A 7,778-nucleotide genomic window follows, 5' to 3' on the forward strand; every position below is an offset into this window, starting at 1 on the left:
TGCGATCGCATTTTGCATGGTGGGCAAATCGGAATCGCTGCCCATAATAATCCCAATTAACGGTTGGTTATTGGTCATGAATCATGTTTGATGGTATATGATTAGACTTCGCCACATTCCCTAATGACTCTAGATATTATCAATGCTCGTGTCCCTAGTTACCAAGGTTTACAGAATATTCATATTAATGATCATGGAATTATTGACGCGATCGCACCGAAGCTAGAAACTCTTCCTAAGCTAGATACTCTTCCTAACCCGGCTATCCTTGACGTTGCTGGGGATTGGGTCTCCCTAGGGGGTGTGGATTTGCAGATTAATGGGGGGCTAGGCTTAGCCTTCACCGATGTCGATTTTCACCACATCCCTTTACTCCAGGAGATTTGTCAATTCCTTTGGCATCAGGGTGTGGATCAGTTTTTACCCACTCTGGTCACTACCTCGGTCGAGAAGATTCAGCGTACGCTTTCTGTCTTTGCTGAATTTATCCCTTCCCAACCTTACCAGACCCCAAGCGCCCGCATCTTGGGTGTCCATCTAGAAGGGCCTTTTCTCAATCCCCAAAAACGGGGGGCTCATCCTCTTGAGTATCTATTACCACTTAATCTTGAAAATGTCAAGGAAGTTTTGGGAGACTATGGTGATCTGGTCAAGATTATTACAATAGCGCCAGAGTTAGAGAGCATTGGTGAGGTGATTCCGTATTTGCGATCGCGCAACATAATTGTTAGTCTCGGTCACTCCCAAGCCACAGCAGAGCAAGCCCAAAGAGCTTTTGAAGATGGGGCATCCATGGTAACCCATGCCTTTAATGCCATGCCAGGACTCCATCACCGCAAACCAGGATTACTGGGAGCTGCCCTAGTTACTCCCGGTGTCCAGTGTGGACTAATTGCCGATGGTCAGCACGTTTGTTCCACCATGATCCAATTGCTGCTCCGTGCTGGGGGTTATCAACAAGGGATTTTTCTAGTTAGCGATGCCCTAGCACCAATGGGATTACCCGATGGCGTCTATCCCTGGGACACCCGCAAGATAGAGGTCACAAACGGGACAGCACGGCTACCAGATGGGACATTATCTGGAACAACCTTGCCCTTATTGGTAGGAGTAGAGAATTTAGTCCAGTGGGGGATTTGTAGCGTTGAGAATGGCATTGCCCTCGCAACGGTTTCCCCTCGCCAAGCCATCGGTTTAGCAACCCTAAGCATCGGTCAACCAGCTCAGTTATTACGCTGGCATCTCGATGAGGAAACATCAAAGCTGAGTTGGCAGCGTTTGTAGTCTCACTCTTCCGACTCCCGATTCCCGATTCCCGATTCCCTCGGTGCGCTTTCCAATGGGCGAGTAAATCGCCCTTGGGTCGCACCGCTCCCGACTCCCGACTCCCGACTCCCTACAGGTAAATTAATAAAACTTAAACAATCAAGTCAACGGAGAAGCCTAATTGAGTAGTACGCTGTAGAACTAGAGCGTAAGGTAAATTTTTTTATGGCAGAACTAAAACGTGGTGCAAAAGTTCGGATTAAAAGAAAAGAATCCTACTGGTATAACGATGTGGGAACTGTGGCTAGTGTAGACAAAAGTGGTATCAAATACCCAGTGATTGTCCGCTTTGATAAGGTCAACTACGCTGGCTATAGTGGTAGCCCCTCTGGGGTGAACACCAATAACTTTGCACCCACTGAACTGGAAGTAGTTGGTTAACCTAGCCAGACTCAGGAATTTGAGTTCCTGGTGTCTGTAGAGTGCTAAGTTAACACGGTAGCACTCACCATTGATCAACTAAAGCACTCAATCGTGCCGGAACTACCAGAAGTTGAAACAATTCGCCTGGGTCTAAATCAAGTGACTACAGGCCAGGAAATCCAGGGTGGAGAGGTGTTACTATCGCGCACCATCGCCCACCCTATTTCTCCGAAAGATTTTTTAGCCCAACTCAAAACTGTCACCATTAGTGATTGGCATCGACGGGGCAAATACCTACTCGCTAAACTAACCAAGTCAGATACTGATCAAGCCGGTTGGTTAGGTGTTCACCTCCGGATGACTGGTCAACTGCTATGGCTAAGTCAAGACCAGCCTCAGCCAAAACACACGCGAGTGCGATTATTTTTCCCAAACAACCAGGAGTTAAGGTTTATCGACCAGCGCACTTTTGGTCGAATGTGGTGGATTCCGCCATCCCATTTACCAGAAACCATTATCACTGGTCTAAAGCAACTCGGACCAGAACCGTTTTCCCAGGAATTTTCTACAGATTACCTAGTCAGTAAGCTCCATCACCGCCAGCGTGCGATTAAAACCGCCTTGCTCGATCAGTCCCTGGTAGCAGGAATAGGTAATATCTATGCCGATGAAGCATTATTCTTGAGTGGTATTCGACCAGAAACCCTTTGTAAAGATTTGGGGTTAGAGCAGATCGAAAAGCTGAGCATCGCGGTTATCCAAGTATTGCAAAAAGCGATTGAGTCTGGTGGTACCACGTTTAGTGATTTTATCAACGTCCAGGGAGTCAATGGCAACTATAAGGGGATTGCCTGGGTTTATGGTCGCACCGGAGAACCCTGTCGTATCTGTAGCACCCCCATCCAGCGAACCAAATTAGTCGGTCGCTCCGCTCACTTTTGTCCGAACTGTCAGCGTTGATCAGGCTGGGAAGTGTCGGAAGTGTCGGAAGTGTCGGAAGTGTCGAGATTTCTATTCCCGATTTCCGATTCCCGATTCCCGACTCCCGATTCCCGATTCCCCATTCCCGATTCCCCATTCCCCCGATACAATAGAATAGGAAAGACAAAAGAGATTTTATGGCTGGGAAAATTAAAAAGGGAGTATTGGTTCGGGCTATCCAAGCCCAGTTAGAAGGTAGCCTGGAAGCCAAAGCAAGTGACCCCCGCTTTTCCTCTTATCTGTTTGAAACTGATGGGGAAATTCTTGATATCAAGGGGGATTATGCCCTGGTCAAATTTGGTCGGGTACCTACCCCCAACATTTGGTTGCGCATTGACCAGTTGGAAATCTCCTCTTGAATAGTAAAGAGTAGGGAGTAGGGAGTAGGGAGCGGTGCGACCCCGCGCTTTTTTAAAGCGCTAGGGAACGCGCACCGTAGAAAAATGGGGAGATGGAAAGAATTATTCCGAAAAATATTGTATAATTAGATACATATTTATAATTCTAAGTAACGAAAGTACATACTCGCCCCAATGTTCACAAACCTACCCTTGTGAGCTTTGGCACCCATAGCCCCCTAAATACCCCAATTTTGGGGGAGTTCCTGAAAAGCGATTGGCCGTAGGCCACGCTACGCGAACGCATTTCCACGCTACCCATTCCGATCATGGTACCCTATCCCAACTCCCCAATTGCTTGCCACGACAACCGTGTATCCGTCATCGGTGGTGGTAGAGTAGGGAGTACTCTTGTCCAACGGATTGCTGAGAAAAATCTGGCCGATGTCGTACTCCTCGATATTGTACCAGGTATGCCCCAAGGCATTGCTCTAGATTTACTAGAGGCCAGGGGCATTGAAGGCCACGATTGCCAAATTATCGGAACTAATGACTATGCTGATACTGCTGGTTCCGATGTGGTGGTGATTACGGCAGGAAGTCCCCGGAAACCAGGCATGAGTCGGGATGACCTGCTACAGATCAATTCCAAAATTGTGGTGGAAGCGGCTAAAAATGCGTCCGCAAAATCCCCAGATGCCATGTTAATCGTGGTCACCAATCCCCTCGATGTGATGACCTACCTAGCCTGGCAAGCTACTGACTTACCACCCCATCGCGTCATGGGCATGGCAGGGGTGTTGGATTCTACCCGATTCCGGACATTCATTGCCATGGAAAATGGTGTATCCGTTGCGGATGTGAATGCAGTAGTGCTCGGAGGCCATGGGGACTTAATGGTGCCACTACCCCGCTACTCTACCGTTAGTGGTGTTCCCATCACGGAACTGATGACACCAGACCGGATAGAAGCCCTGATCGAACGGACTCGTCGAGGAGGGGCAGAAATTGTAGAACTGATGCGCACTGGCAGTGCTTATTTTGCCCCAGCATCCTCCGCCTGTTTGATGGTAGAAGCAATATTACACAACCAATCCCGCCAAATCACCGCAGCTGCCTACCTTCAGGGTGAATATGGTTTGCAAGATATTTTTATAGGAGTACCCACCCGATTGGGGTGTCGAGGCATCGAAAAAATTTTGGAATTAAAGTTGACAGATCTTGAACTGTCCTCCCTCAAGATATCCGCTGAATCAGTTCGTGACAATATTAAGAAGGCACAAGGGATGCTGGGTCATTAGGAATAGGGAACAGGGAACAGCGGATCTGGGAACAGCGGATCTGGGAACAGCGGATCTGGGAACAGCGGATCTGGGAACAGGGGATAAGAATAGACACAAACAGTATCATTTGCGGTCTATTCAATTCCATCCCATGGTACTCATTAGTATAGGGAACAGGGAATAGGAAACAGATAATAAGTAGTTTTCGATTAAGTTGGAATTTTTCAATACATTTTATTTAAATACATTGTTTATCATTTTTATCCTACTTTCTGCTCTGTTGAGAACAACGATAGGTTGACAAGGTAAATTTTTATTACTGGATTAAAACTTCCTTCTGCAAAAAATCCTCGTATTTCTTTCCTACTCCTTCCGATTCCCGATTCCCGATTCCCGATTCCCGATTCCCGATTCCCGATTCCCTGCTCCCTGCTCCCTCTTCCCTAAACTATAAATCATCAATTGGCGGCTATTATGTCTAATACCTTAAAACCTGGAGCAATTATCAAAGACCGCTATACAATCTTAGGCGATTTAGGTCAAGGAACTTTTGGACGTACCTATCTCGCTGAAGATGCTAATCGCTATCAAGAGCGTTGTGTACTCAAAGAATTTGCTCCCCAACTTCAAAACAACTATGAATTACAAAAAGCTCAAGAATTATTTGAGCGAGAAGCTGGGATGCTATACCAGCTCAGACATAACCAAATTCCTTGTTTTCGAGAGTTACTTAGAACCAGTATTGGTCGTAAAAATTATCTCTTTTTAGTACAAGACTATGTGGAAGGGTTAACCTATCACCAGCTTTTAGTCCAGGGTCAAAAGTTTAGGGAAGCAGATGTGATTAAACTGCTCCAAGACATCTTGCCAGTTTTAGATTATATCCACTCTAAGCAGATCATTCATCGGGATATTTCTCCGGATAATCTGATTAAACGGAATTCTGACAATAAGCCAGTATTAATTGACTTTGGTTGTGTCAAAGAAATGGTAACCACTGCCATTGTCCAATCAACCGGATACGTGATTGGCACTCAAGTGGGAAAGCGGGGTTACTCCCCAGATGAACAGTTACGATATGGCAAAGCTGATGCCACTAGCGACCTTTACGCTTTAGCGGTAACTGCTTTAGTATTGCTAACCGGTAAACAGCCTCTAGACTTTTATGATAGTTATCACGCCACCTGGCTTTGGCAAGAGATAACCATTAGCCCCAGCTTCAAATCGGTCTTGGCTAAAATGCTGGCTAATCTTCCTAAAGAACGGTATCAGTCAGCCCAAGATGTCAGTGAAGCCCTAGAAACCGTAATTCCCCAGCCGGTAAGTAGCCAGCAGCCAACTAAGCTACCAAATAATCTACCAAATCAACAACCAACTAAGCTACCAAATAAACAACCAAATAAACAACCAAATAAACAACCAAATACACTATTTACCCAGATCGCTACCTTAGTGGCTGCTCCTGGTCAAACTATTAAAACAACGTTCACTGCTGTGCTCAATCGCAAACAGCAATCCACTAACCGTGAACTAAGGTTTTTTGGTATTTCTATGTCCATTTCTTTATTAGTAGTGTTTGGAACGGTAGCAGTAGCTAGAGGAGGGTTTCCTACACCAAAATTCCCGAAGATATCCTGGCAATTGCCCTCTATACCATCATTGCCCTCTAAATCATCTGTGAGTAACACCGAGCAGCAACGGCAAAAGCAAATCTATCAGCGTTGCCTAGATTTGAAGATTGAACCAGGGACTTTTTATCAGAAAGTTGATCAATTTTTTTATAGTACATATCCCCAATTAAAGGGAAAGACTCTTTCCGATAAACAAGATGATGTTCAATTCCGGCAAGCTTGGTATCAAATTGCTGAGGATTTACTTGATAATTTGGAACAAGAGGCTTTTTTGAGTAATTAAGCTGTTAAGCATTTAGATTGGGATACCTAAATTGCTCAAAGGGAACTTCGGATCAGCGGATCTGGGAACGGGGAAAAACCAATTTAAATGCGCATTAGCTTAGATGTTTTGGGGAGAGGGTGGATTGTGTGGGTTTTCTGGGAGCAGAGGGTGTTGGAAAACTATTGCATTGTCGCAATTTAAAGCCAGAACCGATGAGGGTAATGGGAATTATGGGATTTATAAAGGGTATGAGTGGTTAAAAACTATTGCATTGTCGCAATTTAAAGCCAGAACCGATGGCAGTAATGGGAGGAGAGCAGAGGGTGCTGGAAAACTATTGGATTGTCGAAATATATATCAGTTTCCTGCCTGAATCAGTAGTCTAGCAATATAAGGTTGAACGTTTTACCAATCTTCGGGAAAGTCGTCATGGAAGTATATTTCTGAAGCATTTTTATAGGATGCGATCGCATTTTCCTGATTTTCTGTAGTATCTCCTAGTATTCTCTTACGGTAGGCATTACCTAGGTTATATTGAGTCATTGCCCAATCATAGGGCAAGTCTTTTTTGGTATAAACTTCCAAAGTTAGTTGGTATGCAGCAATAGCAAGTTCGATATTCTCAGCCTTGTCCTGGGGGATTTTTTCAAAGTAGGCTGTGCCCAGGTGATTTTGAGTCATTGCCCACTCAATGGCTAAGTCTGATTTATGGTAAACTGACAAGGCTCGTTGGTATGCTTCAATAGCAAGTTCTATATTCTGAGCCCTGTCGTGGCGCATTCTGTTACTTTAGGCAGCACCCAGGTTGTTTTGATTTCTTGTCCACTGGATAGGGAAGTCTGATTTGGTGTGAACTGACAAAGCTAGTTCGTATGCTTCAATCGCAAGTTCTAGATTCTCAATCTTGTCACCACAGATTCTTTCACGGTAGGCAATGCCCAAGTTGTTTTGAGTCATTGCCCACTCGATGGGTAAGTCTTGTTTGGTGTAAACTGACAAGGCTAGTTGGTATGCTTCAATGGCTTTTTCTAGATTCTCAGCCCTGTTGTGGCCGATTCTTTGACAGTAGGCATTGCCCAGGTTGGTTTGAATAGCTGCCCAAATTTCCCGGTTACTCTCACGGGTAAAAACTGTTAGCAGCTGTTCGTAACCAGCCATAGCGATTTCTATGTTATTGGCTTTATTGCCCAGTGGAAAATTCTTGATCAGGTTGCTGAAGTTGCCAATATTTCTAGCAATGCGTTCTGCTGTTTCTGGTTCCGCTTCTGAGAATTTAGCACTAGCCCAGGCTTGAAGGGTATGGATAAAGTTATGATCGAGTTTGTCTAGGTTGGCTTGCAGGAGTGGGTAGACGACTTTGGGGTTGCCATTGCTGTGAGCGATCGCTAGCAATACCTCTATCAAGAATTGGCGATAGTCTTGGGATGAGGGATTAGCTGAGGTAGGGGTTTCTGAGATTTCGTCCATTGTTAGTCGTTTTTTGTTGATCACAAAAAAAGCAAGTCCTTCAAAAGCACCAGGGGGGCTGCCTTAGATCAAGTCCGGTTGAATACCCATCATCAAGAAGATTGATGGAGAGATGGGGCAGATT

General features: G+C 45.3%; 10 protein-coding genes and 1 pseudogene. 8 read left to right on the forward strand and 3 right to left on the reverse strand.

The genetic code is table 11. The features are described 5' to 3' along the window. Positions 1 to 78, reverse strand: a pseudogene (locus F6K38_RS44285) (5-(carboxyamino)imidazole ribonucleotide mutase); the annotation flags it as partial. Positions 79 to 123: 45 nt separating this feature from the next. On the opposite strand from F6K38_RS44285, the gene nagA reads away from it, so the two are divergent. The 8 genes from nagA (at position 124) to F6K38_RS19140 (ending at position 6,205) form a co-directional block, all read left to right on the forward strand. Beyond that, a complete protein-coding gene (gene nagA, locus F6K38_RS19105; RefSeq protein WP_287249267.1) occupies positions 124 to 1,284 on the forward strand; it encodes an N-acetylglucosamine-6-phosphate deacetylase in 1,161 nt (386 codons plus the stop codon). Then, the gene (locus F6K38_RS19110; protein WP_287249269.1) at positions 1,269 to 1,406 is read left to right on the forward strand and encodes a hypothetical protein; all 138 of its coding nucleotides are present in this window, start codon (positions 1,269 to 1,271) and stop codon (positions 1,404 to 1,406) included. The genes nagA and F6K38_RS19110 overlap by 16 nt, the downstream gene beginning before the upstream one ends. A gap of 85 nt (positions 1,407 to 1,491) precedes the next feature. Then, positions 1,492 to 1,707 (forward strand): photosystem I reaction center subunit IV, encoded by a 216-nt coding sequence (locus F6K38_RS19115; RefSeq protein ID WP_009149180.1) that lies wholly within the window; start codon positions 1,492 to 1,494, stop codon positions 1,705 to 1,707. Between the two features lie 93 nt (positions 1,708 to 1,800). Continuing rightward, on the forward strand, positions 1,801 to 2,649 hold the full coding sequence (locus tag F6K38_RS19120) for a DNA-formamidopyrimidine glycosylase (RefSeq protein ID WP_287249271.1): 849 nt from the start codon (positions 1,801 to 1,803) through the stop codon (positions 2,647 to 2,649). Continuing rightward, positions 2,646 to 2,783 carry a hypothetical protein gene (locus F6K38_RS19125; RefSeq protein ID WP_287249273.1) on the forward strand — a complete coding sequence of 46 codons (138 nt, stop codon included), beginning with the start codon at positions 2,646 to 2,648 and terminating at the stop codon, positions 2,781 to 2,783. The genes F6K38_RS19120 and F6K38_RS19125 overlap by 4 nt, the downstream gene beginning before the upstream one ends. A gap of 24 nt (positions 2,784 to 2,807) precedes the next feature. After that, positions 2,808 to 3,029, forward strand: a complete 222-nt coding sequence (locus F6K38_RS19130) for an NAD(P)H-quinone oxidoreductase subunit O (protein ID WP_009149183.1) — start codon at positions 2,808 to 2,810, stop codon at positions 3,027 to 3,029. 308 nt (positions 3,030 to 3,337) lie between these two features. Next, the gene (gene mdh / locus F6K38_RS19135) at positions 3,338 to 4,309 is read left to right on the forward strand and encodes a malate dehydrogenase (protein WP_009149185.1); all 972 of its coding nucleotides are present in this window, start codon (positions 3,338 to 3,340) and stop codon (positions 4,307 to 4,309) included. Positions 4,310 to 4,765: 456 nt separating this feature from the next. Continuing rightward, positions 4,766 to 6,205 (forward strand): serine/threonine-protein kinase, encoded by a 1,440-nt coding sequence (locus F6K38_RS19140; RefSeq protein WP_009149187.1) that lies wholly within the window; start codon positions 4,766 to 4,768, stop codon positions 6,203 to 6,205. A gap of 387 nt (positions 6,206 to 6,592) precedes the next feature. On the opposite strand, the gene F6K38_RS19145 is transcribed toward F6K38_RS19140, so the two are convergent. Together F6K38_RS19145 and F6K38_RS19150 are read right to left on the reverse strand one after the other, a co-directional pair. Further along, positions 6,593 to 6,967 (reverse strand): tetratricopeptide repeat protein, encoded by a 375-nt coding sequence (locus tag F6K38_RS19145; protein WP_287249278.1) that lies wholly within the window; start codon positions 6,965 to 6,967, stop codon positions 6,593 to 6,595. Positions 6,968 to 6,976: 9 nt separating this feature from the next. Continuing rightward, a complete protein-coding gene (locus tag F6K38_RS19150) occupies positions 6,977 to 7,654 on the reverse strand; it encodes a tetratricopeptide repeat protein (RefSeq protein ID WP_287357146.1) in 678 nt (225 codons plus the stop codon). Positions 7,655 to 7,778 lie beyond the last annotated feature (124 nt).

Origin of the sequence: Moorena sp. SIO3B2, assembly GCF_010692525.1 — a bacterium.
GTDB classification, from domain to species: domain Bacteria; phylum Cyanobacteriota; class Cyanobacteriia; order Cyanobacteriales; family Coleofasciculaceae; genus Moorena; species Moorena producens.

Excerpts from the sequence above, each read along its gene's own strand:
- nagA (WP_287249267.1), top strand. The coding sequence starts at position 124 with ATGACTCTAGATATTATCAATGCTCGTGTCCCTAGTTACCAAGGTTTA.
- F6K38_RS19115 (WP_009149180.1), top strand. The coding sequence starts at position 1,492 with ATGGCAGAACTAAAACGTGGTGCAAAAGTTCGGATTAAAAGAAAAGAA.
- F6K38_RS19130 (WP_009149183.1), top strand. The coding sequence starts at position 2,808 with ATGGCTGGGAAAATTAAAAAGGGAGTATTGGTTCGGGCTATCCAAGCC.
- mdh (WP_009149185.1), top strand. The coding sequence starts at position 3,338 with ATGGTACCCTATCCCAACTCCCCAATTGCTTGCCACGACAACCGTGTA.
- F6K38_RS19140 (WP_009149187.1), top strand. The coding sequence starts at position 4,766 with ATGTCTAATACCTTAAAACCTGGAGCAATTATCAAAGACCGCTATACA.
- F6K38_RS19145 (WP_287249278.1), bottom strand. The coding sequence starts at position 6,967 with ATGCGCCACGACAGGGCTCAGAATATAGAACTTGCTATTGAAGCATAC.
- F6K38_RS19150 (WP_287357146.1), bottom strand. The coding sequence starts at position 7,654 with ATGGACGAAATCTCAGAAACCCCTACCTCAGCTAATCCCTCATCCCAA.